The sequence below is a fragment of the Pseudomonadota bacterium genome, assembly GCA_037200975.1.
Classification (GTDB): Bacteria; Pseudomonadota; Gammaproteobacteria; order Steroidobacterales; family Steroidobacteraceae; genus CADEED01.
The window spans coordinates 598425-623856 of the sequence record JBBCGI010000001.1 but is presented as its reverse complement, the minus strand read 5'-3'; the positions used below and the strand labels follow the sequence as shown (position 1 = coordinate 623856).

General features: G+C 65.0%; 19 protein-coding genes. 9 read left to right on the top strand and 10 right to left on the bottom strand.

Going from position 1 to position 25432, the window contains the following annotated elements; translation table 11 throughout:
- Positions 1-27: 27 nt before the first annotated feature.
- Together WDO72_02790 and WDO72_02785 are read right to left on the bottom strand one after the other, a co-directional pair.
- Positions 28-1167: a hypothetical protein gene (locus WDO72_02790; protein MEJ0084587.1), complete on the bottom strand. Its 1140-nt coding sequence runs from the start codon at positions 1165-1167 to the stop codon at positions 28-30.
- The gene (locus WDO72_02785) at positions 1157-2416 is read right to left on the bottom strand and encodes an MFS transporter (GenBank protein ID MEJ0084586.1); all 1260 of its coding nucleotides are present in this window, start codon (positions 2414-2416) and stop codon (positions 1157-1159) included. Before WDO72_02785 ends, WDO72_02790 begins: the two co-directional genes overlap by 11 nt.
- Before the next feature lie 279 nt (positions 2417-2695).
- Between WDO72_02785 and WDO72_02780 the strand changes: the two genes are divergently transcribed.
- A complete protein-coding gene (locus WDO72_02780) occupies positions 2696-3646 on the top strand; it encodes an XrtA system polysaccharide deacetylase (GenBank protein ID MEJ0084585.1) in 951 nt (316 codons plus the stop codon).
- A 154-nt stretch (positions 3647-3800) separates the two neighbouring features.
- The gene (locus WDO72_02775) at positions 3801-4469 is read left to right on the top strand and encodes a PEP-CTERM sorting domain-containing protein (GenBank protein MEJ0084584.1); all 669 of its coding nucleotides are present in this window, start codon (positions 3801-3803) and stop codon (positions 4467-4469) included.
- A 109-nt stretch (positions 4470-4578) separates the two neighbouring features.
- Here the strand turns inward: WDO72_02775 and WDO72_02770 are convergent, their stop codons facing one another.
- The 4 genes from WDO72_02770 to galE are packed head-to-tail and all read right to left on the bottom strand — an operon-like array spanning position 4579 to position 9062.
- Positions 4579-5937, bottom strand: a complete 1359-nt coding sequence (locus tag WDO72_02770; GenBank protein ID MEJ0084583.1) for a sigma 54-interacting transcriptional regulator — start codon at positions 5935-5937, stop codon at positions 4579-4581.
- 21 nt (positions 5938-5958) lie between these two features.
- Positions 5959-6594 carry a hypothetical protein gene (locus WDO72_02765; GenBank protein MEJ0084582.1) on the bottom strand — a complete coding sequence of 212 codons (636 nt, stop codon included), beginning with the start codon at positions 6592-6594 and terminating at the stop codon, positions 5959-5961.
- Positions 6584-8050: a HAMP domain-containing sensor histidine kinase gene (locus WDO72_02760; GenBank protein ID MEJ0084581.1), complete on the bottom strand. Its 1467-nt coding sequence runs from the start codon at positions 8048-8050 to the stop codon at positions 6584-6586. Before WDO72_02760 ends, WDO72_02765 begins: the two co-directional genes overlap by 11 nt.
- 16 nt (positions 8051-8066) lie before the next feature.
- Positions 8067-9062 carry a UDP-glucose 4-epimerase GalE gene (gene galE, locus WDO72_02755; GenBank protein ID MEJ0084580.1) on the bottom strand — a complete coding sequence of 332 codons (996 nt, stop codon included), beginning with the start codon at positions 9060-9062 and terminating at the stop codon, positions 8067-8069.
- Between the two features lie 57 nt (positions 9063-9119).
- Between galE and WDO72_02750 the strand changes: the two genes are divergently transcribed.
- The 4 genes from WDO72_02750 to WDO72_02735 all read left to right on the top strand — a co-directional run bounded on the left by WDO72_02750 (position 9120) and on the right by WDO72_02735 (position 15709).
- The gene (locus WDO72_02750; GenBank protein ID MEJ0084579.1) at positions 9120-10115 is read left to right on the top strand and encodes a serine/threonine protein kinase; all 996 of its coding nucleotides are present in this window, start codon (positions 9120-9122) and stop codon (positions 10113-10115) included.
- A 62-nt stretch (positions 10116-10177) separates the two neighbouring features.
- The gene (locus WDO72_02745) at positions 10178-10756 is read left to right on the top strand and encodes a hypothetical protein (GenBank protein ID MEJ0084578.1); all 579 of its coding nucleotides are present in this window, start codon (positions 10178-10180) and stop codon (positions 10754-10756) included.
- Positions 10757-10839: 83 nt separating this feature from the next.
- Positions 10840-14487, top strand: coding sequence for a PAS domain S-box protein (locus tag WDO72_02740; GenBank protein ID MEJ0084577.1), 3648 nt, complete (start codon positions 10840-10842; stop codon positions 14485-14487).
- A gap of 34 nt (positions 14488-14521) precedes the next feature.
- A complete protein-coding gene (locus WDO72_02735; GenBank protein ID MEJ0084576.1) occupies positions 14522-15709 on the top strand; it encodes a carboxylate-amine ligase in 1188 nt (395 codons plus the stop codon).
- A gap of 1 nt (position 15710) precedes the next feature.
- Here WDO72_02735 and WDO72_02730 read toward each other — a convergent pair whose 3' ends face one another.
- The 4 genes from WDO72_02730 to WDO72_02715 are packed head-to-tail and all read right to left on the bottom strand — an operon-like array spanning position 15711 to position 19095.
- Positions 15711-17045: a S8 family serine peptidase gene (locus WDO72_02730; GenBank protein MEJ0084575.1), complete on the bottom strand. Its 1335-nt coding sequence runs from the start codon at positions 17043-17045 to the stop codon at positions 15711-15713.
- Positions 17014-17697 carry a zf-HC2 domain-containing protein gene (locus tag WDO72_02725; protein ID MEJ0084574.1) on the bottom strand — a complete coding sequence of 228 codons (684 nt, stop codon included), beginning with the start codon at positions 17695-17697 and terminating at the stop codon, positions 17014-17016. The genes WDO72_02730 and WDO72_02725 overlap by 32 nt, the downstream gene beginning before the upstream one ends.
- Positions 17694-18329 (bottom strand): RNA polymerase sigma factor, encoded by a 636-nt coding sequence (locus WDO72_02720; GenBank protein ID MEJ0084573.1) that lies wholly within the window; start codon positions 18327-18329, stop codon positions 17694-17696. The genes WDO72_02725 and WDO72_02720 overlap by 4 nt, the downstream gene beginning before the upstream one ends.
- A 34-nt stretch (positions 18330-18363) precedes the next feature.
- The gene (locus tag WDO72_02715; protein MEJ0084572.1) at positions 18364-19095 is read right to left on the bottom strand and encodes a TorF family putative porin; all 732 of its coding nucleotides are present in this window, start codon (positions 19093-19095) and stop codon (positions 18364-18366) included.
- 125 nt (positions 19096-19220) lie between these two features.
- Between WDO72_02715 and WDO72_02710 the strand changes: the two genes are divergently transcribed.
- The 3 genes from WDO72_02710 (at position 19221) to WDO72_02700 (ending at position 25420) form a co-directional block, all read left to right on the top strand.
- Positions 19221-22034, top strand: a complete 2814-nt coding sequence (locus WDO72_02710) for an EAL domain-containing protein (GenBank protein MEJ0084571.1) — start codon at positions 19221-19223, stop codon at positions 22032-22034.
- A 179-nt stretch (positions 22035-22213) separates the two neighbouring features.
- Positions 22214-24016, top strand: coding sequence for an EAL domain-containing protein (locus tag WDO72_02705; protein MEJ0084570.1), 1803 nt, complete (start codon positions 22214-22216; stop codon positions 24014-24016).
- Positions 24017-24109: 93 nt separating this feature from the next.
- Positions 24110-25420: an MFS transporter gene (locus tag WDO72_02700; GenBank protein MEJ0084569.1), complete on the top strand. Its 1311-nt coding sequence runs from the start codon at positions 24110-24112 to the stop codon at positions 25418-25420.
- Positions 25421-25432 lie beyond the last annotated feature (12 nt).

Sequence of the window (25432 nt, the reverse complement as noted above, 5' to 3'; positions counted from 1 at the left end):
TGGGGCAGCTTCGGCTGCCCTGTTTTTTTAATGAGTGGTGCCGCGCGCTGCGGCGGGTGAGTAGGCGTTCCGCAGGAAGAGCCGCGGCGCGCTGCGGGCATCGACCGCCACCTGCCAGACGTCAGTGCTGGGGCTCGACCCGTCGTCGGCACTCGGCACCGAATACAACACGTGCCGGTTGTCGAGCCACTCGAGCTGATCGTCGATGCTGCGCTTCTCCGACAGCGCGGTTTCGCGACCCGTCGCGAGTTCGAGCACGTGCAGTTGCCACTGCACTCGATTGCCATCCATGACGCGCTTCTTGTAGGCGACGCGCCGCGCGTCGGGCGACAGCGAGGGGCACTCGACATTTTCGTGGACGACGATGGCGCTGCGCGCTGCGATATCGCCGCGCACCAGGTAGTGTTTGCCGCCGGTCGACAATGTGGCGAAGAAGTTCTTCGCGTCGGGGGTGAACGTCACGCCCCAGAAATTGAAATCCGGGTTGTCGACGACCGCGCCATCCTGCGTGACCTTGAAGGTCTCGAGGTCGGCGAGCACCGCGCCGCTCGCGAAATCGATGAGCAGCGTCTGCGTGGAGAAGTCGAGCGTGGAGTAGCCGTGTCCCGAGACGAATACCGTGAGTCCGGCGAGGGCGCCGTCGAGCGAGACGCGCGTGCGGCTCGGAATCCCTTTCAGCGCGAACGTGTTGAGTTTCGCGAAGGTTCGCGCATCGAACAACGTCGCCGCGTAGGTCGTGAAGACGCCGCGATCGGCGCTCAGGCAGATGCCGTGCCCGCCGGACACGTGCACGACTTCGCAGCGCAGCGAGTCCACGAAATGTACGTTCGCGGGTTTGTTCGTGTCGATCCAGGCGACGTTGCCGTAGTGCCCATCGACGCCGTTGTAACGGAAAAACAGGCGTTGGCCCGGGGGGTTGGCGGGTATCGGAGCTGGGGCATGGGCTGGCGACGGTTGAGCTGCGGCCGCGCCCGGCGCTGGCGGTGCGGAGGTTTCGGCGGGCGAGGCGAGGGCGGATTCCGCGGGCACCGCAGTTGCGGTCTGCGCCGGTGCGGCTGCCGTCGGTTCGGCGCGAGTGCGTTTGCTGGCGTGGGATAGATAGGCGGCGAGGCCGGCCACGGCGATGACGCAGACGATGACGAATGCGACGGCGGGTCTACGAATCATGATCAGTCGCTCTCAAAAGTGCCAGCGAACCCGCCAGCGCCGCTCCCAGGATCAATACGAAGGTGATCACCGCGCCGCGGATACCGATTCCCTGCCACAACGCGCCGAACGCGACCGAGGACAGTAGTTTGGTGATACCGATGGCCGTCCCGACGATGGCGATGCCGCTGGTGCGATGCGCGGGCGGAATCACGACACTGACGAGGGCCATCAGGATACCCTCGGTGGCGGCGTAGTAGAGCCCGAACAGCAGCAGGCATCCGACCAGCTCGACGATGCTCACCTGGTCGGCGAACAGCAGCAGGATGTACAGCACTACGAGTACCGCGTAGCCGCCGAGGAACACCCGGCTGCGGCTGGTGCGATCCGCCAGGCGCCCGGCCGGTATCGACAGCACCATGTAGGCCGCGGCGGTGATGACGTAGAACAGCGGAAAAAACCCGGCCGGAGTGGCGCTCTTCTGCTGCAGCAACAGGTACAGGAAGCCGTCGCTGATGGTGGTACCGGCCAGCAGCGCACCACAGGCCGTGAGCGCCAGAAAGCGGCGCGACTTCCACGGCGACCAGGCAGGCCGCGTCGCTTCGGCGGCGGCGGCCGCGGCGACGGTTGCCGTTGCCTTCGGGACGAACAGCCACAACACCGCGACACCGATGACGGCGAAGAAAAAACTCGTCACCCACACCGCGTCATATGCGCCCGGAAGGAATGCGAGCAGCGCGAACGCCGTGATCGGGCCTAACAACGAGCCGCAGGCATCCATCGCACGATGGACCGAGAACGCCATGGCATAGGCCGAGGCTGGCGTGTTGAGGGAAATGAGCGCGTCGCGCGGTGCGGTGCGAATGCCTTTGCCGGCACGGTCGAGGCTCACCACGAGCAGGATCCAGCCCCAGGTTGCGGCGACTCCGAGCAGCAGCAGTTTGCACAGACCCGACAGCGAATAGCCGGCCAGCGCGACTCCCTTCTGGCGCGAGCTGCGGTCGGCGAGATATCCCGCCGCGAGGCTCAGGAGCGCGATCGCGAATCCGTTGTAAAGGCCGTCGATGACACCGAACTGCATCGGGCTCATATGCAGGTGCAGGACCAGCCAGGCGGGCAGCAGGCTGTTGACCATCTCGGAGGAGATGTCGGTGAACAGGCTGGTGAACCCGAGGCTCAGGACCACCGGGCTCACGGGCAGCGGGTTCGTGCCCGGGGTACGCGGTGCGTCTCCGAGCTTCAGTCGTTCAATCCACTCGATCCGGTACATGGGTCAGAAGCCGTGGCCGATGTCACATATTGCAGTGCGGAACCCGTGTTTACCGTGCGCCGTTCGACATCCCCATTTGCCGCCGGCACGTGGGCTCCAGCTCACCCTGGCATGGCGTCCTGTCGGTGCCATTTACAGCAACTGGTGTATTAATGGAGGCATGAGCCTTAAGCTACTGAAAAAACTGGCATAAATAAAGTTGGTACGAACAGTGCTTTATGCAGATTGAATCCAAAATGCGAGATCGATCGATCCATGAATTCAAAGGCGACTTTATCCATGCCGCGAACTGAACTGCGCGGTGCGGACGACGATGTGAACGCAGGCGTTTCGATGCGTTCCGGCACCCGGGGCCCTTCAGCCGTTGAATCGAAGGCGATCATCAGCAATGCCTTCACGATCGATGTCGAAGACTATTACCACGTGTCCGCGCTGGCCTCGGCGATTCCGCGCGCCACCTGGGGCGAGCGGGAGTCACGCGTCGCCGCAAGCACCGACCGCATCCTCGCCATGCTCGACGAGAAGCGCATCAAGGGCACGTTTTTCGTTCTTGGCTGGGTGGCCGACAAGGTGCCGCAGCTGGTCAAACGCATAGCGTCGCTGGGCCATGAAGTCGCCTGCCACGGCTATTCGCACGAACTCATCTACCGGCAGACGCCGGCCGTGTTCGCCGAGGAGACCCACCGCTCGAAAACACTTCTCGAGGATCTGACCGGCGTGCCGGTGATCGGCTACCGCGCCGCGAGTTTTTCGATCACGCCGCGCTCGCGCTGGGCGCTCGACACGCTGATCGAGCAGGGCTTCGTGTACGACTCTTCGATTTTCCCGGTGCGCCACGACCGGTATGGCATGCCGGGCGCCGAGCGCGCCCCGGGCTTCGTCCATGCGCCGTCTGGGGGCCGCATCGCCGAATTCCCGATGTCGACCGCGGCGTTCGGTCCCGTGCGCGTGCCCGTTTCCGGAGGCGGCTATTTCCGTCTGCTGCCGTACTGGTTCACCCGCGCAGGCCTGCGCAGCATCAATGAGCAGGAAGGCCTGCCGTTCACCTTCTACCTGCACCCATGGGAAATCGATTTCGACCAGCCGCGGGTCAAGACCAGCCTGGTATCGCGTTTCCGTCACTACACGAATCTGTCGAAATGCGAGGGGCGCCTGCGCCGGTTGCTCGGCGACTTCCGGTTCACGACGATGCGGAACGTGTTGCGGGCCCGGGGGTTATTGTCACCTTGAGGCCCTTAATGCTGTCGAGCGGCTTGACACCTGGCCGCAACTAGTTAGGCTGATTTGTAGATAAGTATTTGATAAATATGATTTTTTCTGCACTGGCACATGGAGTGCATCTCTTGAAGCAACAGAAGTGCAATATCCTTCTGAGGAACGAGAAATGACCGTGAACAAATTCAAGTTAGTCGCCGCCACCACCCTGCTGCTGGGTTCTGTCTCGGCCGCGCACGCAGGATTCGTCCTGAGCAACACCAAGGCGCCGGGGCCGAGCGAGATCGACATCGTCCCGTCGAATGATTTCAAGAAGACTTTCAACGACATGGGAATCTTCAAGTACACCGGCGGCACTTCGCTCGGTGTCGATGTCGCGGGCGACATCACGTTTTACTACTACGGCAAAGAAGCCGGCTACGCGAACGTCTTCGAGACAGGCGATCTGAGTTACGACACGGGCTTTACGCCCACCGCGCAGAATTACTTCGCGAAGCCGAAGACGATCGGCACGGTTTCCGTGGGTGCAGGCGTGCTCGACTTCGATTTCTGCGCATACAGCTCACCCGGTGTGCTGCAGGGTTGCGTGGACAACAAGACGAACGACCGTTACAGCTGGGGATCGCTTCAGTCGATCGCGTTCAGCCTGGTGGGCAGCGACACGGCGTGGCTGTTCTGGGACGACTCGGGCGCCGGCCCGGATGACAACCACGACGACATGCTGATCAAGGCGGTGTTCAGCCCGACGGCCGTGCCGGAACCCGCCACGCTTGGTCTGCTCGGGCTTGGTTTGCTCGGCACCTGGGTCGGTTCGAAGCGCCGTCAGCGCAAGGCCTGATCCCTCTCGATAGCGGGTGCACTTTCCGGTGCATCCAGACAAACAAGCCCCGCATTGCGGGGCTTGTTTGTTTGTGGCGGCTGAAAAGCCGCGCGATTGGCAGGATTTTTCAGCGGCCCTTGAAGTCCTCGGGCGTCAGCTGATGGCGCGAAAGCAGCTTGTAAAAATCGGTACGGTTGCGTTTGGCCAGCCGTGCCGCCTGGCTCACGTTGCCGCCCGTGATCTGCAGGATCTGCGAAAGGTACGAGCGCGTGAACTCATCCCGCGCCTCGTCGAACGAGGGCAGCTTGCTTTGCGTGCCGCCGAGCGACTGCTGCACCAGTTCCACCGGAATGATGGGCGTCTGTGACAGCGCCACGTTCTGGCGTACCACGTTCGCCAGCTGCCGGATGTTGCCCGGCCAATCCGCCGTCGCCAGCAGCTCGACCGCTTCCGGCGCGTAGATCTTGCGCACGCCGCTCTCATTGCTGATCTGTGCGAGGAAGTGGGAAACCAGCAGCGGGATATCCTCGCGGCGGCGATTGAGCGGCGGCATCTCGATGTGCACGACGTTCAACCGGTAATAGAGGTCTTCGCGGAACTGGCCGCTCATCATCAACTGCTGCAGGTCGCGATGGGTGGCCGAGATGACGCGTACGTTGACCGCAATCGGGTCGGTGGCGCCGATCGGGCGGATGTTGTTCTCCTGCAGCACCCGCAGCAGCTTGACCTGCAGACGCATCGGCATGTCGCCGATCTCGTCGAGCAGCAGTGTGCCGCCGTCGGCCGCCTGGAAGAGGCCGGCGTGGTCGCGTACCGCGCCCGTGAACGAACCCTTGATGTGACCGAACAGCTCCGACTCGAGCAGGTTCTCGGCCATGGCCGAACAATTGATGGCGACGAACGGTTTGGCGCGGCGCGGGCTCGCATTGTGAATGGCGCGGGCCAGCAGTTCCTTGCCGGTGCCGCTTTCACCCGTAATGAGCACCCGGGCGTCCGTGCCGGCCACCATGTGGGCCTGCGACAATTTTTCTTCGACCAGAGAGCTGCGCGTGATGATTTCCGCGCGCCAGTCTTCGTCGTTGTCCGCAAAGCCCGAGATGCGCAGAGCCTTCTGCACCTGGTCCAACAACTCTTGTTTGTCGACCGGCTTGGTAAGGAAGCCGAACGCGCCGAGCTGCGTGGCATGCACGGCGTCGGGAATGGTGCCGTGAGCGGTGAGGATGATCACCTTGAGCCCCGGATAACGCGACTGCAGCTCCTTCAACAGGCCGATGCCGTCCATCTGGTCCATGCGCAGGTCCGTGATGACCAGCTCGGGCCGGAAGCGGCTGGTGGCGGCGAGGGCGAGCGCGGCGCTCTCGACGGCTTCCACCTCGTAGTTCTCGGCACGCAGGCGGATGGTCAGGAGCCGCAGCAGGCCCGGGTCGTCGTCGACGACCAGGATGCGGGCTTTGCGCTTGGTGGAGTGCGGGGGGGCGAGTTGCATGGCTGCGTGCATCAGAAACCTCTACGGTTTCCGTCCCTCAGGCGGCGTCGGGCGTCCGTTGTTAGACGAGCGCTCGATGTTTGCGATGGCGTCCAGTTTTGCCTGGGCGTCCGCAAGTGCCTTCTTGAGACGGGTATTTTCCTCGCTCTCGGTGCTCAGGCGCTTGGTGAGCTGTGAAATTCGATCGTTCGTGGACCGCTCGGCGCCTGCCTGCAGGCGCCGCACATCCGCTTGTAAGGATTGCTGGCGCTCGACCTGCTGCAGCTGCAGGAACGCGAGAGCGCGCTCCGCAGGAAGCAGAGTCTCGGGGCTTGCTAGGACTTCATGCAAAAGTCGCTGTGCGACGACAGGGTCGGAGCCCGCGTGCCCGGGCGTCGACAGGACCATGGCGTAGCGCAGAACCCTGCTAGGAGTCGGCGCGGCGCGGTAGTCAGTATTGGTGGTAGCCAGGATTTCGGCCTGTTCGGCCGGCGTGCCGCGCGCCAGCCGCAGGCAGGTATCCAGATAGGACGTAATCACCGTCGTTTCGGTCGAATTGCGGTCGATCGACGGCAACTCCTTGGCCGGACGCTTGATCGGCAAGCCGAGGCCCGTACCGCAGCCCACCAGCAGGGCGGCCAGGTTCGCGACGCTGACGACGATGAGTTTATGCCGCATTCGCCTGCGACCGGACGGGGTGGGTGACCGACAACACGGGCATACGGATACGGAAATGCGCGCCTGGATAGACGCCGTCGACGATTTCGATCGTGCCGCCATGCGCGTTGACGAATTCGAGGACAACCGACAGACCGATGCCGGTGCCCTTGACCTGCACGCCAGCGGGCGGGCGGCCGGTGTAGAAAGCTTCGAACACCCGCGCGCGTTCTTCGGCGGGGATGCCCGCGCCTGTATCGGCGACGTCGATCACGAGCTGTGTGTCCTGTTTCGCGGCATGTAGATAGACGGTGCCGCCCTTCGGCGAGTACTTGATGGCATTCGAGAGCAGGTTTTCGATGATGAGGCGAACCTTGCCGCGATCCGCGCGCAGCATCAAGTCGTCCACCTTCACCTCGAGCCGGACGCGTTGTGAGACTACCGTGAGTTGCTGGGCTTCGAGAACCTGTTTGACGAGCGGACGCAGCCGGAACTCCGAAAGGTCGAGTCCGACGCTCTCTTTCTGCCAGGCGCTGAAGGAAAGCAGGTTTTCTATTAGCCGGTGCAGCTTGATGCCGTTGTCACGCAGGATGGCGACCACTTCGCGTTGGGCGTTGTCCAGGGGTCCGACCGCGCCGTCCATGAGCAGTTCCGCACCTTCGCGGATGTTGGCCAATGGCGTCTTGAGCTCATGCGACATGTGCCGCAGGAAGCGGTTGCGTTCCTGCGCCAGGTCGAGCAGGCGCAGCCGCAGCCATTCGAGCTGCGCGCCGAGCCGCTCCAGGTCGCGCGGTCCGGACACTTCGATGGAGCGCGAGAACGTGCCGCGGCCGAGCTCGCTGATCGCGCGATCGATCGCGCGCAGCGGGCGGCCTATCGAGAGCGTCAGAGCCAGGATGGCGACCAGCGTCAGCGGCGCGAGCAGCGCGGATTGCCAGAACAGCCGTTTCTGCGTCGTCGCGGTCTGTTGTTTGAGCTCGTCGAGCCGCGCGTCGATCTGGGCGTTGCCGCTCTTGACGATGGCATCGGCGATTTCGTTGAGCCGGTCGATGCGCGCCAGGATGGTCGTGAAAGTCGCGCTGCCCGCGGGTGTGGAGCTCACCGCCCGGGAAATCTCGTTGTGCGTCGCCTGGAAGTCCTCGAGGCTGCGGCGCGTGGGTTCACCGTCGAGCAGGCGCGCCAGCTGCGAACGGGTCGAGGCCAGGCGCTGATCGGTATCGCGGTACGAGTCGAGCATCTTCACGTTGCCGAGCACGTTGTAGAGCCGCACGGTCCGTTGCAGGGAATTGATGTCGGCGTACATGAGCTGCGACAGGCGCGCCGATTGAACACCTTCCTGCACCAGCTCTTCGCTGGTCTTCGCCAGCTTGCTGATCTGGATCGCGGCGTCGATCACCGCCACCAGCAGCGGGCCGGCGATCAATGCCAGCCCGAGCAGCATCAATCCGGTCAACGATTTTGGACGAGCCCACCGCATGTCGCTGCGCGTCTAGCTACCAGGGATCCCGCTGCAGACGTTTTTCCCAATCGAGAGACGTCCGCACGATGATGTCGATGTCGTCGAGTTTCGGCTGCCAGCCGAGCACCTGGCGCGCCTTGTCCGCCTTGGCGATCAACGCGGGCGGGTCACCCGCGCGCCGCGGTTCTTCGCGGATGTCGAGTTTGACGCCGGCGATCTTTTCGACGCTGGAGAGCACCTCGCGCACGCTGTAGCCGTGGCCGTAGCCGCAGTTCGCGGTCAACGACTCACCGCCGCCGCGCAGGTAATCGAGCGCATTCAAGTGCGCGGTGGCCAGGTCCTCGACGTGGATGTAGTCGCGTACGCCGGTGCCGTCGGGGGTCGGGAAATCGGTGCCGAAGATCGACAGGTACGGGCGCTTGCCCACGGCCGCCTCGACGGCGGCCTTCACCAGCAGCGTGGCCTTGCGCGTCGATTGGCCTATGCGGCCCTGGGTATCGGACCCCGCGACATTGAAGTAACGCAGCACCACGGAACGCAGCGGCGTGACTGCGCACAGGTCGCGCAACATCCATTCGGACATCAGCTTCGACGTGCCGTAGGGATTGATGGGCGCGGTCGGCGTTTCTTCGGCGGCGACGCCGGCCGTGGGAATGCCGTACACGGCCGCGGTCGACGAGAACACGAAATGTTTCACGCCCGCGTGACTTGCCGCCTCGAGCAGCGAACGCGTGGCGGCGGTGTTGTTGCCGTAATACTTGAGCGGATCGGAAACCGATTCGGGGACGATCGTGTGCGCGGCGAAATGCACGATCGTGTCGACATTGTGTTCGGCAAGCAGCCGATCGACGACTTCGCGCTTCCCGACATTGCCGTTGACCAGCGGTACGTCGCGCACCGCCTGGCGAAATCCGGTGGATAGATCGTCGAGCACGACGACGCGCTCGCCGCGCGCCACGAGTTGCAGAACCGTGTGGCTGCCGATGTAGCCGGCGCCACCGGTCACGAGAACACTTGGAGCAGAACTCATGCGAATAAAGATCCCACAGGGTTTTGAAGCTGCAGGATTTTACATTAATGTGCCGCCGTGGCTGTGACGCATTCTGCACCCGCGCCGTTCGATTCCCTGCATCCGGGTGCGGTATTCGATGCGGCTGAGAGCATCGGGCTGGTGCCGTCCGGCCGCCTGTTCGCACTCAACAGTTACGAGAATCGCGTCTATCAACTGGGCGATGAAGACGGCGCCTTGTGGGTCCTCAAGTTCTATCGCCCGGCGCGCTGGAGCGACGCGCAGATCGACGAAGAGCACTCCTTCACGCTGGAACTGGCCGCCGCCGAGCTGCCGGTCGCCGCACCGATCACGCGCGACGGCTTCAGTTTGTTTGAGCACCAGGGACTGCGTTTCGCGGCCTTTCCCTATCTCGCCGGCCGTGCACCCGAGCTCGATGACCGCGCGACGCTCACGCTGCTCGGTCGCACGCTGGCGCGCATCCACGCGCTCGGCGGCCGCCAGCAATTCCAGCATCGCGTGTCGCTCGACCTGAACCGCATGGGAGTGAAGGCGCGCGAACTGGTCGCCGCGAGCGGCTTCGTGCCGGAGGCGCTCGAGGAGCAGTACGACCGCGTCAGCGACCAGGTGCTCGGACGAGTCCGACAGAGCTTCGAGAATTTCGGCCCGCTGCCGCGGCTGCGAATCCACGGCGACTGTCACGCCGGCAACATCCTGTGGCGGGAGAGCGGTCCGCTGTTCGTCGATCTCGACGATTGCATGTCGGGACCGCGCGTGCAGGATCTGTGGATGTTCCTGTCCGGCGACCCGGCCAGCCAGCAGGAATCGTGGGCGGCGATCATGGAAGGTTACGAGTTGTTTGGTGAGTTCGATTACGCCGAGCTCACGCTGGTCGAGCCGCTGCGGTCGTTGCGCATCCTGCATCACGCGTCGTGGATCGCGAGCCGCTGGCACGATCCGGCCTTTCCAAAGGCATTTCCCTGGTTCGGAGACGCGCGTTTCTGGGAGCGGCACATCGCGGACCTGTTCGAGCAGCTGTCGGCGATGGACGATCCGCCCATTCTCGCGCGGTAGTGTGAGGTGTTGAGCAGCCGCGGGAAGGTGGCCTGTTAGTATGCGATTTGGAGGGTTTCAGGATGATCACGACTGGCGCACGCGCATTCCTGTTCGCCGCAGTAATCTGCAGCGGCATGTTGGCCGCGTGTGATGACTCTCCCGAGCAGGCCGAAGGCCCGGCTACCGCGGCGAAACCGGCTGGTGCTGCGAAAATCGCCGGTCTCGAACCAGACATGGTTGCCGCCGTCTCGGCCGCCAAGACCGCCACCATGCTCGGTGTCCACTTCGCCTTGCGGGCCGTGCCGACCGTCAACCAGCCCCTGCCCATCGACATTGCCATCGTCCCGCATCGCGATTTCACCTCGCTGCGGGCACATTTCGAGAGTCGCGACGGTTTGCCGATGACTTCCGGAGACACCTTCGCGCAGAAAGCCGATGCGCCGAAGGAGAAGGTCCTGACACACGAGCTGATGCTGCAGCCTGCGAAGGACGGCCTGTTCATGATCACGGCGATCGTCGAAACCGAGGGCGCAGACGGCACGGTCACCCGGGTGTTCTCCATTCCCGTAGTGGTCAGCCCGCCGGAACCCGCCTCGGCGCCGACTTCCGCGGCCACACCGGCACCTGCCGCTGCCGACTCCGCACCCGCCACCAACTAGCCCGCCTCCAAAACCGGGAGCCCGTTCACGCGGCCGCGCAAAGGCCGGACATATCATGCAATTTGGTCTGTGCCTGCATAGTTATGTCAAAACCGGCCGAGGGATCGTCTTCGCAAGAAAGTGAGTCCACCGCGTCAAGCGCGGGGGGCGGCGCCGTCACGTCGACCGGTCAGCGCCTGGGACTCGAGGACTTGTCGACGCGGCGCCTGCATCCGCTGCTGCAGGCGCAGCTGCGCGAGTTGCGTGCCCGCGTGACGGGCTCGCGGGTCAGTGCCCACGAACTGCTCGAAATGCTCAGCCGCTACTACGACACCGTCGACGATGAGCGCCGGGCGATCGTGCGTTCGATGCAGCTCATGTCCGATGAAGCCCGCTCGCTCGGCGTCGAAATCGCGGAGCAGGGGGCGGCGCAGCTGCAGGTGATCCTCGACCACATCAAGGATGTGGTGATCACCGCCAATGCCGGCGGCATCATCGACCGCGCCAACCCGATGACCGAACGCGTGTTCGGCTATCCGGCCGCGGAGTTGTTAGGAATCGGGGTCGACACGCTGGTGCCGGACATTGCCGTCGACGGCTCGGTGCCCGCCGGGCTCGAGAAACTCGCCGGTTCCAGCGACACGTTTCTCGGCACGCGCATCAGCCCGGAAGTGATGGCGCGTCGCCATGACGGCACCATGTTCCCGGCGGAGATCGCGGTCAGCCGCGCGCGCAACGGCCGTACCGAAGTTTTCGTCATCTGCCTGCGCGACATCTCCGAACGTCACACCGCGCAGGAAGCGTTGCGCGACAGCGAGGCGCGTTACCGCTCGCTGGTGGACAACGCGCCCGAGGCGATCGCGGTACTCGAAGCGGAGTCGGGACGCTTCGTCGAGGCCAATGAGCCGGCGCTGCGCCTCTTCAAGATGACGCGCGAGCAGCTGGTCAATTCGAATCTCGTCGCGCTCAGCGCCGAGATGCAGCCGGACGGCCAGCCGGCGAATTCCCCGCATCGGCAATCGCTGCGCAAGGCCGGGGCGGGAGAGCCGCAGGCCTACGAGTGGGTGCATCGCGATTCGACCGGCCGCGACATTCCCTGCGACGTACGGCTGGTGCGTCTGTCGGGCGGCGCCTCGCCCCTGGTGCGCGCCAGCATCACCGACATCTCCGAGCGCAAACGCGCCGAGATCATCATGGAGAACGAACGCGCGTTCTTCGCGCTGTTGGCCTCGAATGCCGGATTGCCCGCGGTGCTCGACGTGATCTCCGCACTGGTGCAGGCCGTCTATCCACGCGCGCGTTGCACGATCTCCGTGCTCGCGCCCGATGCCAGCTGTTTCGCGCTGACCATCGCGCGGCAATTGCCGCCGATGCTCGCGGCGGTGCTCGAACGCACGCCGATCGAGCCGCGGCGCGGTTCGTGCGCGGCGGCCGTGTACTCGGCCCGCGACGTGTTCGTGCCCGACGTGGCCAACGATCCGCACTGGGCGGACCGGCGCCAGGTGGTGCTCGATTCCGGCTTCCGCGCCGTCTGGTCGATGCCGATCAAGGGCGCCAGCGGCAAGTTGTTAGGTGCCGTGGCTATCTACCACCCCGAGCCGGGCATGCCGGATTCGCGCGAGCTGGTGTTGCAGTCGCACGCCACGCGGCTCGCGGCGCTCGCGATCGAGCGCAATCTCGCCGAGGACGCGCTTCGCAACAGCGAAGCCAAGTTCCGCGGTTTGTTCGAGGGCGTCATCGAAGGCGTCTACCAGAGCACGCGGGATGGCCGGCTGGTCTCGGTCAATACGGCCTTCGTCAAGATGCTCGGCTACAGCTCGGCCGAGGAGATGTACGCGCTGCCAAGCTCCGTGATGTTGTACTGGAGCCCGACCGACCGCGCCGACTTCGTGCGGCGGGTAGACGCCGACGGCGAGGTGCGTTCGATGGAAGTCGTGCTGCGGCGGCGCGATGGCACGCAGGTCGTTGCGCTCGAGAATTCGCGCGGAGTGCGCGACGGCGGCGGCCGCATCGTGGGCTTCGAGGGCACGGTGTCCGACATCACCGAGCGCAAACGCGTCGAACAGGCTATCTACGCGGAGAAGGATCGCGCGCACGTCACCTTGCAGTCCATCGGTGACGCCGTGATCACCACGGACGCGAACGCGCACATCGACTATCTCAATCCCGTGGCAGAAAGGCTCACCGGCTGGCCGGTCGACGAGGCGCGCGGCCGCCCGATCGGCGAGGTGCTGCAACTCATCGACGAATCCACGCGCAAACCGGTCGCGTATACGCTCGATCGCGTGCTCACCGCCGGTGAGACCGCCGTGCCTTCCGACCACAACGTGCTGGTCAATCGTCGCGGCGAGGAAATCGCGATTCAGGAAACCGCTTCGCCGATCCGCAATCGCGAAGGTATCGCCATCGGCGCGGTCATCGTATTCGGCGACGTGACCAAGGAGCGCCGCCTCAAACGCGCACTTTCTTATCAGGCCAGCCACGACGCGCTGACCGGGCTCATCAACCGGCGCGAGTTCGACACTCGCCTCGAAACCGCCGTGACCGCGGCGCAGCGCGGCGACGGCGAGTACGTCTTGCTGTACGTCGACCTCGACCAGTTCAAGGTGGTCAACGACACCTGCGGCCACAGCGCCGGCGACCGGCTGCTGCGCGACATCACGAGCCTGCTGCAGACGCGCGTACGCGCCTCGGACACGATCGCGCGACTGGGTGGCGACGAATTCGGAATGTTGCTGGAGCGTTGCTCGCTCGAACAGGCAGAGCGCGTGGCCGACAGCATTCGACAGGCCATCCATGGTTATCGCTTCCTGTGGGGCGCCAACAGTCTTTCCGTCGGCGCCAGCATCGGTGTCGTGCGCATCGCGAAGGAAACGACCAGTGCCGCGTCGGTGCTTTCGGCGGCCGACATCGCCTGTTATGCGGCCAAGGACGGCGGCCGGAATCGCGTGCAGATCTACGAGCGGGACCACGGCACCAATCGTCATCGGGAGATGCAGTGGGTCGGGCGCATCGCACGCGCCGTCGAAGACGCGCGGCTCGAGTTGTACGCACAACGCATCGTCGGCATCGGCCCGTCCGCCAGCGACACCCCGTTCTACGAGCTGATGGTCCGCCTGCGCGACGAGGACGGGACGCTGGTGCCGCCCAATGAGTTCATCCCGGCGGCCGAACGCTACAACGTCATGGTCATGGTCGATCGGTGGGTCGTGAACAAGGCCGTCGAGTTGCTGGAGCGCTGCTCGCAGCGCACCGATCGTCTGCCGCTGCTGGCCGTCAATCTTTCGGGGACCTCCATCAACGACGAGGATTTCCTCGAATTCATCATGGCGCGCTTGGGAAACGAGCAGGTTGCGCGAGCTCTGTGTTTCGAGATCACCGAGACGGCCGCAGTCGCCAGCCTCTCGAAGGCCACGTTTTTCATGCGCGAATTGAAGGCACGCGGTTGCCGGTTCTCGCTCGACGACTTCGGCAGTGGGGTGTCCTCGTTCGTGTATCTGAAGAATCTGCCGGTGGACTTTCTCAAGATCGACGGACACTTTGCCGCCCAGGTGGCCAGCGATCCGGTCGATCGCAGCATGGTCGAAGCCATCGCCAAGATCGGCCGCGCCATGCGCGTGGCCACGATCGCCGAAAAGGTCGAGAGCGCCGAAGTGCTCGAAGCGCTCAAGGAGATCGGCATCGACTACATCCAGGGTTTTCATCTCGCCGAGCCCTGCGCCATCGAGGAAATTTTCGACTGCGGGAAGTGACGGTGGCGTCACTTGTAGGGCTACAATCGGCCGCATGCCGGCGTCCAAGAACGTTGAGCCCCCGTTTTCACTGGGCATAGAAGAAGAATATCTGCTCGTGGACCTCGCCACGCGCGACCTCGTTTCCGATCCGCCCGCCGAACTCCTGCAACGTTGCATCACCGAAACGGAAGGGCGCGTGAGCCCGGAATTCCTGCGCTCGCAACTCGAAGTGAAGACTTCGGTGTGTGCCTCGGTGAGCTCGATGCGGCGCGAGCTGGCGCTGCTGCGCCGCAAGGTTTGTGAGGTGGCCGCCGAATACGGCATCGCGCCGATCGCCGCGTCGACGCATCCGTTCGCGCGCCCCGTCAGCCGGCCGCCGCATACCGACCACGAACGTTACGCCGACATCGCCCGCGAAGTGCAGGGCGGCGCGCGCCGCATGATCATCTGCGGCATGCACGTGCACGTCGGGCTCGACGACGACGAGCTGCGCATCGACGTGATGAACCAGCTCACGTATTTCATACCGCACCTGCTCGCGTTGTCGTGTTCCTCGCCGTTCTGGGAGGGAGACGACATGGGCATGCAGTCGTTCCGGCTCATGTTGCTGTCGTCGCTGCCGCGCACCGGTCTGCCGGAGCGGTTCGACAGCTACGGCGAATACCGCCGCCATCTCGATGCGCTGGTGAGCAATGGGTTGATCGAGGATTCGACCAAGATCTGGTGGGACATCCGCCCGAGCGCGCGATATCCCACGCTCGAGACGCGCGTGTTCGACTGCTGCACGCACCTCGACGACGCGGTCTCGCTCGCCGCGCTCAACCTCTCGCTGGCGCGCATGCTCTATCGCCTGCGCCGCGACAACAAGACCTGGCGCCGCTACCCGCGCATGCTGATCGCCGAGAATCGCTGGCGCGCCATGCGGTTCGGCTCGGATGCCAGCCTGCTCGATCTGGCGCGCGGTGAACTGGTGCCGTTCGCCGACCTGATCGAAGAGTTGTTGGCCCTGGTGCGCGAAGATGCCGCGGCGCTCGATTGCCTGGCCGAGACGGAACACGCGCGTGTCATCCTCAAGCGCGGCACCAGCGCGCACCAGCAGATGGATTGTTACCAGACCGCCCGCTCGCAGGGCGCCACCGACAGCGAGGCGTTGTCCGCGGTCGTCGGCTGGCTCGCCACCACGACCAGCGCACCACCCGCCTTGCTCAAGTTCCCCACCGCGCAGTCGCAGCGGGCCTGAATCATTTCCGCGCGCAGACCGCGCCGCTAACTACCTGCGCGAGCGCCGCGCAGGCATTCACCGACAGGAACGGGCCGCGCGTGGTGTCGTGTTTCTCGGTCGACTGCGCGAGCAGGGTGCGTATGCGCACGATCCCGAGTTTCTGGTTGCGCGCCAGCAGCAGCGCGACCACACCGCTGACCTGCGCTGCGGCCAGTGAACTGCCGGACGCGAAATCGTAGTGACCATGGGGCACCAGCGTGAGGATGTCGCGCGCCGGGGCGCGCAGGAATTCGCCGCCGTCCTGCTGGGAACTCTCGGCCTCGGTGACCGCCAGCACACCCGGTAGTTTGGCCGGAAAGCCGAAGCGCGGGTCGGCGGACGCTGCGCCGACGACGATGATGCCGGCCTGGACGGCCTTCGCCACCAGCGTCGCGAGCAGCGGATCGCTCGGCCCGACCAGGCTCAGGTTGATCACCTGCGCCTTCGCCGTGAAGGCATCGGCCAGCGCCTGCGCCAGGGTGAAAGAGTTGCAGCGTCCGGCGCTGGCGGCGGAAAGCTGCCAGCAGGCCTTGAATGCCAGCAGCCGCACGTCGGGAGCTACGCCCACGATGCCGATCCCGTTGTTGGCCGACGCCGCGATCAACCCCGCGACCTGCGTGCCGTGCCGGTCGTTGCGGAATTCGACGGCGTCATCGTCGATGTAGTTGCGCGTGAGCTGGGTGCGGCCAGCGAGATCCGGATGCTGCGTGTCGACGCCCGTGTCGATGATGGCAACGCGGATGCCCGTGCCGCGGCTGAATACGTGCGCTTCGACCACGTCGAGCGTGTTCACGTTGGATTGCAGCTTCGCGTAGGGGTCGTCGAATCCGCCCGAGGTCGCCGACTCGAACTCGTTGAGCGGCTGGGCGACCAGTACGCGTTTGTCGAGCAGCAGCTTCTCGATGACGGCCTCGCGCGTCGTGCCGGGCGGAATCCGGAACAACACGCAGTGCATCTGCAGCGGTTCGATCGGCCACTCGGACACCGGTGTGAGCGAATACCGGCGGGCGAGCTCGCGCATCACCGCCGCCGCGGACGCGCTGACCCGGTAGTTGGTGCTGGAACCGTAGCCGTGCGCGGTGCCGCCGACGGCGGAGGGCCGGCCGGTCACCGGGTTGGCGACCGCGACCACGATGAACTGCGTTGGCGCGCTGCGCACTTCCGGAGGTGTGCGCACTTCCGGCGCCGCCGCGATGGCCGCACCGCTACCCATGAATACACATGCGGTCAGCGCCAGCGCGGCACACAGCTGCCACGCGTGGCGCGCCGGATCAATCTGCCATTCAGGGCGCGACGGGTTCGGCAAGGCTGACATTCGGATCCTTCGACATCACCGCCGCGACGGAATCGGCCGATGCGCCCGAGGCTACCGCGTCCGCCGACAGCTGCGCGGTGAAATTTCCCTCGCGCCCCGGTCCGGCGACGATCTTAAGCCCCTGGTGCGTCAGCAGCGTATTGATAGTCGCGATCGATGTCTGCGGCGCGAACACCAGGCGCACCGCGGGTGCGTTCACACGCGCATCGACATCGGTGACGGTGCTGAACTGATCCGACTGGCTGTCGGCGCCGGCATCTGTGCCGCGCAGGGCGAGTCCGAGGGCACCGAGCCCGATGGCCTGCACGATCACGGCCGCCGCGAGCCAACGCACAGTGCGCGAAGAGCGGCGCGACCCGTGCATGCTGCGTACATCGGCCACCGGTGTCGCGGCGGACTCGGATGCCTCGATGCGTGCCCAAAGCTTGTTGAAAGAGCGCTGTTCGTCGGAAGCGGCAGGCGCGGGCGAGACGCCGCCGCGCTGTATCCGCGTCGCAATCATGCGCTGCGCGGCGAGCTCGGCGCGGCATTCCGCGCAGGCCGACACGTGCGTCTCGACCCATTCCCGATCCTCGGGCGCGATGCGTCCATTGGCCAGCCACGGCAGCAGCGACCAGGCTTCGGCGTGGGTATCGGGGATGCGGGGACTCATGCTCTTTCTCCGGTCGTGCCCGCGAGTTCGGGCAGGACTTGTTTGAGGGTTTCGCGCGCGCGGAACAGCCGCGTCTTCACGGTGTTCACGGGGCAATCGAGGATGGCGGCCACTTCTTCGCAGGAGTGGCCGAGTGTGTAGGTGAGCTCGAGCGCCATGCGTTGTTCGACCGGCAGGCGGGTCAGGCCCAACGCGAGCCATCGGCCGTCGGTTTCCGCATCGTCGGTGGATGCGACGCTGATCGACTCCTCATCGAACGGCTGGTCCGAGACCGGACGGATCTTCGCGCGGCGCAGCGCATTCAGCGCGCGCCGGTAGGCGATGCCGATGATCCAGGTAGATAGCTGCGACGCGCCGCGGAATTCGGACGCCTTGGTCCACACCACCCAGAAGGTGTCGTTGATGACTTCCTCGATGTCTTCGCGCCGCACCGACATGCGCGACAACAGCCGCGACAGGCGCTGGTAGTAGTTTCCATAAAGCGTCCGGAACGCCGCCTGATCGCGGTTCCTGGCGATGCGTTCGAGGAGCTCGCGCTCCGCGGCCTCGTTTCCCGGGGTCTGGACCCTGATGGCGGGGGTTTCAACACGCTTCAATGCCACGGCAGCAACCTTGCGGGACCAACTGCTCATGAGTACCGGGGCGCAAGTTTTCGGTTCCCGGCCGTTAGCGCGTCGACGAGAAACGCCACAGGGCGGTCAGGGCGACCCGATCGCCCACCGTCCGGCCGTTGAAGTGGTCGACGGCATTGCCGCTGATCCCCAGGTAGGCCAGCTGGACCTCGAATGGCGCGATGGCGGCGGTCAGCGTGGCGTTCCAGTAGTTGTAGCTGTCGTGGTAGACCTCGTCGAGGCCGTAGTGACCGAACCCGCCGGATACCGAGAACCGGTCGTTCAGCGCCTTGCGTCCCGAAATCTCGAGCGCCCAGGCGTTGCCTTCTTCGTAACCCGCCGATGAACCCACTGCGTTGGTGTTGGGCGAATAGATAGCCGCGAAGAACAACAGGTTGCGGTAGCCCAGCGTCCCGGTGATCTCGCTGCGGTTGTAGCTGACGCGGCGCGGATCATCGGGGTAGGTGTACTGCGAGAGCCGCAGATCGGCGGAAAAATTCTCCGACACAGTCCAGTAGCGTCCGGCCCAGACATCCATCTCGAGATTCGGGCTGGGGCCCGGGTTCGGATCGGCGGTGGCGACGAAAGCACCGACGTAGAACTCCCGCGGGAATTCGACGTCGAGGGAGGCCTGCACGGCCGGTTTGCCGCGGGTCAACGAGACGCCACGAAAGACGAAATCCGAGGTCCCGCCGATGCTGCCCGTGAAGATACGCACCGAATCCGCCTGGGCCACCGTGCATCCCGCACAGACGATCAAGAACAGCGTTCGAAGCGGGCGCGTCACGTCAGGGATTCTCTGAGGGCTTCGGGAGCCGGCTGGAGTCTGACGAGTCGATTAGGGGCTGGCAAGCGGCGGCGGCTGCCGCTCTGTGACCGTGATCAGGTCACGAATTTCGCGGCTTTGCCATCATGAGCAATCTCGTTTTTCCGCCGCTGGCCGATATCAATTCAATGGGTTTCTCCCTAGGGACATTTGTCGACCGCTGGTCACGCACGGCCATCGTCGCCGGCGTGCTCTACAGCTGCAGCTGCGTGATCGTGATGCTGACCGGCATCGGCGGCAGCAAGGTGGCCGACGTGATCGGCGCCTGGGGCGCGTTCCCGCTCATTTTCCTGTTCACGTTGATGTTGTGGCCGGTGATCCACGACCGGTCGCTGTCGCGCGAGCGGCGGCTGGCGTTTCGACTGATCTTCGCCGCCGAAGTCCTCGACGTGGTGGCGACCCTCGGCTGGGGGTACAGCGCGCTCACCGCGCACGTCACCTTCGGTTCCTGGCCCGACGTGTTGTGGCTCTTCTACTATCCACTCACGGCAGTCGCCGCCGGATTGTTCTACTACGACCTCGGTGGCCGGCTCAATACCACGCGTCTGATCGTCGATTTCGCGACGCTCACCATCGGCTTCGGCGCGTTGCTCTGGTTCACCGCGCTCGCCCCGCTCGCGACGATGACCGGCGCGCAGCTGGCGGAGAACTGGTCGGCGGCGAGTTACGGCATCGGCAACGGCGTTGCGCTGATCGCCGGCGCGATGATCGCCATGCAGGTCACCGACTGGCGCGCCGAGCGCGCGGTGATGTGGTGGCTGATCGCATTGCCGGCCACGTTGATCGCGGACCTGTTGTGGGTCAACGCCGAGCTCAGCAAGGCCTACGAACTCGGCAAGCCGATGGATCTCGTCTACCACCTGTTCTACATCAGCCTGCTGCTGTGCGCGCGTGCGCAGCGCACGCAACGCAAGCTGACTCCGAACACGCAAGGCATGCCGGGTGTCCTGCGCGGCTCATTGCCGATCGTCGCATTGATGGTGGGCATGGTCGCGTTGCTGACCAATCAGCTGCACCTCGCGAAGTTCCAGTCCCCGCTGCTGATATTCGTCGTGTTGTGTGCCACCGCGCTCGTGATGATCGGCCAGGCGCTGGCGACACGCGAAGTCGTGGATCTGCAGCGCGAACTCGCGACGCGGCGCTTCGACGAACGGCTGACCGAGCTGGTGCGCCGCTCGAGCGACATGATCGCCATCTGCGACAGTGGCGGCGTCATCCGTTATGCGAGCCCGTCCGCCGAGGATTTGTTAGGCGTGCCGGCCGGAGAGCTCGGCGGCAAGCGGCTGGACGACGTCCTCGGGCCGGAGGCGGTCACAGTGCGCAGCGCGTTCGACGAGGTGCTGCGCAACGCGAACTCCGAGCAGGTGGTCAACTTCGCGATTCCGCAATCCAACGACGAGAAACGGTCGTTCAAGATGGTCATCGCGAATCTGTGCCACGTGGAGTCGATCCGCGGCGTGACGCTCAACATCCGCGACGTGTCCGACGCCACGCGCCTGCACGACCAGCTGCGTACGCTGGCCTTCCACGACCCGCTGACGCTGCTGGCGAATCGCTCCCTGTTCGCCGATCGCGTGCACCAGGCGATCCGCCACATTCCCGATGGCATGACACCGGCCGTGTTGTTCATCGACCTCGACAACTTCAAGACCGTCAACGACAGCCTCGGTCACAGCGCCGGCGACCAGCTGCTGCGCAGCTTCGCCCATCGGCTGGTCCAGTGCACGCGCGCCGGCGATACGGTCGCGCGGCTGGGCGGCGATGAATTCGCGGTGCTGATCGATCACGCCGCGGACATCGACGCGGCCCGCGCCGTGGCGAACCAGATCATCGAGTCCTGCCGCGAACCGGTGGAAATCGACGGCCGCTCGCTGCGGATCGGCGCCAGCATCGGGATCGCGATTTCCGATCGCGTCAGCAACGTGGAGCGCCTGCTGCGCAATGCCGATGCCGCGATGTATTCGGCCAAGGCGCGCGGCAAAGGGCACGCCCAGGTGTTCCAGCCCGAGATGTTGCGCGCCGCCCGCCGCCGCATCCGCATCGAAAACGAGCTGGTCGAAGCGCTCGCCCGGGACGAGCTCGAGGCTCACTACCAGCCCATCGTCGACCTGTCGTCGCGGCACCTCGTGGGAGTCGAGGCGCTGATGCGCTGGCGGCATCCGACGCGCGGCTTCGTCATGCCGGCATCGTTCATCCCGCTGGCCGAGGAAACGGGCCAGATCATCCCCATGACGCAATGGATGCTGGATCGCGCCTGCCGGGACGCGGCGCGGCTGCAGCGCGAGCTCGATCATGGCGAGGGCCTGCGCATCTCGGTCAACATGTCGAGCCGCTATCTCAACGAGGCGGACGTGGTGGCGGAGGTGCGCGCGGCGCTCGACAAACATGGCATCAGACCCGAATGCCTGATTCTCGAAGTCACCGAAAGTCTGCTGCTCGAGAATTCCGTGCGCCTGGCGGAGACGTTCCGCAATCTCAAGCTGACCGGCGTACGCCTCGCGCTCGATGACTTCGGCACCGGTTATTCCTCGCTGGCCTATCTACATAGATTTCCGATCGACATCCTCAAGATCGACCGCTCGTTCGTACAGCGCCTGGATCGGGACAGCGATGCCGCCGAGGGCGTCGATGCCGTGGCGCTGGCCCGCGCGATCCTCTCGCTGGCCGACGCGCTCGGCCTCGACACGGTGGCGGAAGGCATCGAAACCGACGCGCAAAGGAACACCCTGCTGGCCCTGGGGTGCAAGACCGGGCAGGGTTATGCCTTCGGCAAGCCCATGCCGGTCGAGGAAATCCTCGAGGCCGCGGTCACGCGGCGGCGCGGGGTGCTGGCGGGGAATCTGCCCGGCCGGATCGACTTCTCGCCCACCGGACGGTTCCGCATCGCCTCCGAGCAGTGAGCGCTCACATCCGGCGTTACATAAGTCGCGGGACCGCTTCTCATAATGTCCCGGCCGTCGAATCAGCGGCCCGAATGGCCGAAAAGATGCGAAGTGCGTGGGATTTCGTCCTAAGGCACTCGTCTACTCTGCCTACTCGCAACGGACGGCATAACCAGAACAAAGCAGCGGAGAAGTCGGTGAAGTCGGTAGAAACGAAATCGCTCGAAGCAGGCGGCGCACCCGAGCGCAGCACTGAAAGCGTTTTGCGTGCGGTTTGCCTGCGGCTCGGCTGCACGGCGGCCACCGCCATTTTTCCGCGCGAGGAGTCGCGCGCTGTCTGGGGACGGTCGGAAGCGGACTTCGCCTTTGCGCGCGAACAACTTTCCATCGTCGGCGATCAGCTCGCGCGCCGCGCCATCGAGACCCGCAAACCCGTCGCCACCAACAAGCTCAAACACGTGAGCGGCGGCCAGATCGCCTGCAAACTGGTTGCGGTCCCGTTGATCGCGCGCGGTGGACCGGCCGGTGCACTCATCGTCTTCAACCGCCCCGAAGAGCCGAGCTTCGACGAATTCACCGTGCGCCGGCTGGGCCGCTTCGCGCGGCTGCTGGCGCGCAGCGCCACGCAGGATCTCGATTCGCTGACCGGCCTCTTGTCCTGGGATGGTTTCAAGACCCGCGTCGATTCCTGGCAACGTTCGAGCCCGCCCGAGGCGATGGTCTCGATGTTGTACGGCGACATCGATGTGCTGCACCTGATCAACGATCTGGTCGGGTTCTCCGAAGGCGACAAGGTGATCGCGCGCTGCGGCGTCGCGATCCGCCGTTCGCTGGCCGGCGCCGAGAGTTTCGCCTGCCGCCTGTCGGGCGACCGCTTCACGGTCTTCCTGCCGCACATGAATCTCGCGCAGACGCGCCAGCTCGCCGAGAGCATCTGCCGCGAAGTGAGCACCGGCGAGAACCACACGCAGGGCGGGCCTAACCACGCCGTGTCGATGTCCTGGGGCGCGGTGTCGACCCAGGCCGGCGACCTGCATCTCGATCACCGCATTGCCGAGGCCGAGATCGCCTGCAAGACCGCCAAGGATCGCGGCCGCGGCCGCGTCGAGTGTTACCAGGATACGGATCAGAGCATGATCCGCCGGCACGACGAGATCGGCGTGATCGGCAGCGTGCGCGAGGCGTTGCGTCTCGAACGCATCGTGGTGTTCGCCCAGCCCATCACGCCGCTCATCAATCACAATCTGCCGACCACCTACGAATTGCTGGTGCGGATCATCGACGCGAAAGGCAACATCGTCGAAGCGGCGGATTTCATGTCGGCCGCGACGCGTTACCAGATCCTTCCCGAGATCGACCGCGCGGTGTGCGAGCGCGCTTTCCAGCAGCTGTCGGAAAGCCAGAAGAAACATGCGCCGCTGCGCGTATCCATCAATCTGTCGGGTCCGACGCTTTCGGATCCGGAGTTCATGGAGTGGCTGCTGTCGGCCATGGCGAAGTACGGCATCGACGGCACCAGCCTCGTGTTCGAGATCACCGAGGCGGCCGCGGCCGCGAACATGAGCCAGGTCCAGGCATTCATGCGCCGGCTCACGAGCCACGGCGTGAAATTCGCGCTGGATGATTTCGGCACCGGCGTGAGTTCGCTGGCCTATCTCAAGAATCTGGACATCAACACCATCAAGCTCGATGGATCGTATGTGCGCGACGTGTTGACCAACCCGCGCTCGCAGGCGCTGGTCAGCGCGATCGTGCAGCTGGCCAATGCGATGGGCATCACCACCGTGGCGGAGTACGTGGAATCGAACGGCGTGCGCGATCGGCTCGCCTCGCTCGGCATCCAGTTCGGCCAGGGTTTCGCGCTCGGTCGTCCTGGCCCGCTCGACGATGTGCTGGCCGCGGTCGCGGAGCGCGCGTCCGACGGCTGCGATCGTCCGTTCACCGCGCCGAAGACGTATACGACGCCCTCCGGCATCCCGATCATGTTCAAACACGCGTAACGGGATCATTTGCCGTTTGCCGGGAAACGAGGAATCGCTTCCGATGGCGCAGGCAAATCGACCACCCGACTCCAACCCATTACACTGCGCCGCGTGATCAAACTCACGCGTTACCAGTGGACTGTCTTCGCCGCCGCCTGGCTGGGATGGGGCTTCGATATCTTCGACGGGTTGCTCTTCAACTTCGTCGCGCCCAACGCCATTCCGACGTTGTTAGGCATCCCGATCGGCGGCGAGGCCGCCAAGGCCGCGTTGCCCTACTGGACCGGCATCCTGAACTCGCTGTTCCTGCTCGGCTGGGCCGCGGGCGGCGTGATCTTCGGCCCGATCAGCGACCGGTTCGGCCGCAAGCGCGTGTTGCTGATCACCATGTTGCTGTACGCGCTCGGCACCGCCGGCTGCGCCTTCGTCACCGACATGTGGCAGCTGATCGCTTTTCGCCTCATCGCCAGCCTCGGCATCGGCGGTGAATGGGCGGCGGGCTCCGCGATGGTCGCGGAAGTGGTGCCGGAAGAGTCGCGCGTCGAGGCGGGTGCTTTGCTCTATACGTCCGCGCCGTTCGGACTGTTTCTCGCCACCTTCGTCAACGCGGAAGTCGCGGGCAGCTGGTTCGCGCACGATCCGTCGAAGTCGTGGCGCTACGTGCTCATGTTCGGCCTGGCTCCGGCGGCGGTGGCGTTCGCGGTGCGCATGTTCGTCAAGGAGCCCGAACGCTGGGCCAAGGTCGCCGCATCCGCGGCGCCCGCGCGGCTGCGCGAGATCTTCGCGCCCGACATCCTGCCGCGCACGGTCAGCGCGTTGGTGGTCGCCATCGTCGCACTCATCACCTGGTGGAGCTGTAACGCGTTCATTCAGGCGGTTGCGAACGGCCTGGCCGGAGCCGAGGCGGTCGTGCGCGGGCTCGATCCGCAGGCCACCGCCGCGCTCAAGCAGGCGTGGATCAAGCTTGCGACCAACTGGTTCAATCTCGGCGGCCTCATCGGCACCTTGCTGACGATCCCGATCGCGAAGCGCCTGGGCCGCCGCACGATGTACCGGATCTATTTCAGCGCCAGCGCCTTGTCGCTGCTGGCGACGTTCGGTCTCGACATGCCATCCGAGACGCGGCTGTACATGTATTTCTTCATCGGCCTGTCGGTGTTCGGCATCTTCGGCAGCTTCACGTTCTATCTACCGGAGCTGTTCCCGACCCGGCTGCGTTCGACCGGCGCGGGCTTCTGCTACAACGTCGGCCGGGTGATCGCCGCCTTCGGCGTGTTCGCGGTGGGCGCGGTGGCGACCGCAGGCAAGGGCGATCCGGCCATCGTGCTGCGCGCGCTGTTCATGATCGGATTCGTGCCGATCGTAGGTCTGCTTTGCATGAAGTGGGTGCTCGAGACGCGCGGCCAGCGCATGCCCGACTAGGTTGACGGGCGA

Excerpts from the sequence above, each read along its gene's own strand:
- WDO72_02725 (MEJ0084574.1), bottom strand. The coding sequence starts at position 17,697 with ATGAGTCCCCGCATCCCCGATACCCACGCCGAAGCCTGGTCGCTGCTG.
- WDO72_02775 (MEJ0084584.1), top strand. The coding sequence starts at position 3,801 with ATGACCGTGAACAAATTCAAGTTAGTCGCCGCCACCACCCTGCTGCTG.
- WDO72_02760 (MEJ0084581.1), bottom strand. The coding sequence starts at position 8,050 with ATGCGGTGGGCTCGTCCAAAATCGTTGACCGGATTGATGCTGCTCGGG.
- WDO72_02785 (MEJ0084586.1), bottom strand. The coding sequence starts at position 2,416 with ATGTACCGGATCGAGTGGATTGAACGACTGAAGCTCGGAGACGCACCG.
- WDO72_02730 (MEJ0084575.1), bottom strand. The coding sequence starts at position 17,045 with ATGTCAGCCTTGCCGAACCCGTCGCGCCCTGAATGGCAGATTGATCCG.
- WDO72_02735 (MEJ0084576.1), top strand. The coding sequence starts at position 14,522 with ATGCCGGCGTCCAAGAACGTTGAGCCCCCGTTTTCACTGGGCATAGAA.
- WDO72_02770 (MEJ0084583.1), bottom strand. The coding sequence starts at position 5,937 with ATGCAACTCGCCCCCCCGCACTCCACCAAGCGCAAAGCCCGCATCCTG.
- WDO72_02745 (MEJ0084578.1), top strand. The coding sequence starts at position 10,178 with ATGATCACGACTGGCGCACGCGCATTCCTGTTCGCCGCAGTAATCTGC.
- WDO72_02740 (MEJ0084577.1), top strand. The coding sequence starts at position 10,840 with ATGTCAAAACCGGCCGAGGGATCGTCTTCGCAAGAAAGTGAGTCCACC.
- WDO72_02780 (MEJ0084585.1), top strand. The coding sequence starts at position 2,696 with ATGCCGCGAACTGAACTGCGCGGTGCGGACGACGATGTGAACGCAGGC.
- WDO72_02710 (MEJ0084571.1), top strand. The coding sequence starts at position 19,221 with ATGAGCAATCTCGTTTTTCCGCCGCTGGCCGATATCAATTCAATGGGT.
- WDO72_02790 (MEJ0084587.1), bottom strand. The coding sequence starts at position 1,167 with ATGATTCGTAGACCCGCCGTCGCATTCGTCATCGTCTGCGTCATCGCC.
- galE (MEJ0084580.1), bottom strand. The coding sequence starts at position 9,062 with ATGAGTTCTGCTCCAAGTGTTCTCGTGACCGGTGGCGCCGGCTACATC.
- WDO72_02720 (MEJ0084573.1), bottom strand. The coding sequence starts at position 18,329 with ATGAGCAGTTGGTCCCGCAAGGTTGCTGCCGTGGCATTGAAGCGTGTT.
- WDO72_02765 (MEJ0084582.1), bottom strand. The coding sequence starts at position 6,594 with ATGCGGCATAAACTCATCGTCGTCAGCGTCGCGAACCTGGCCGCCCTG.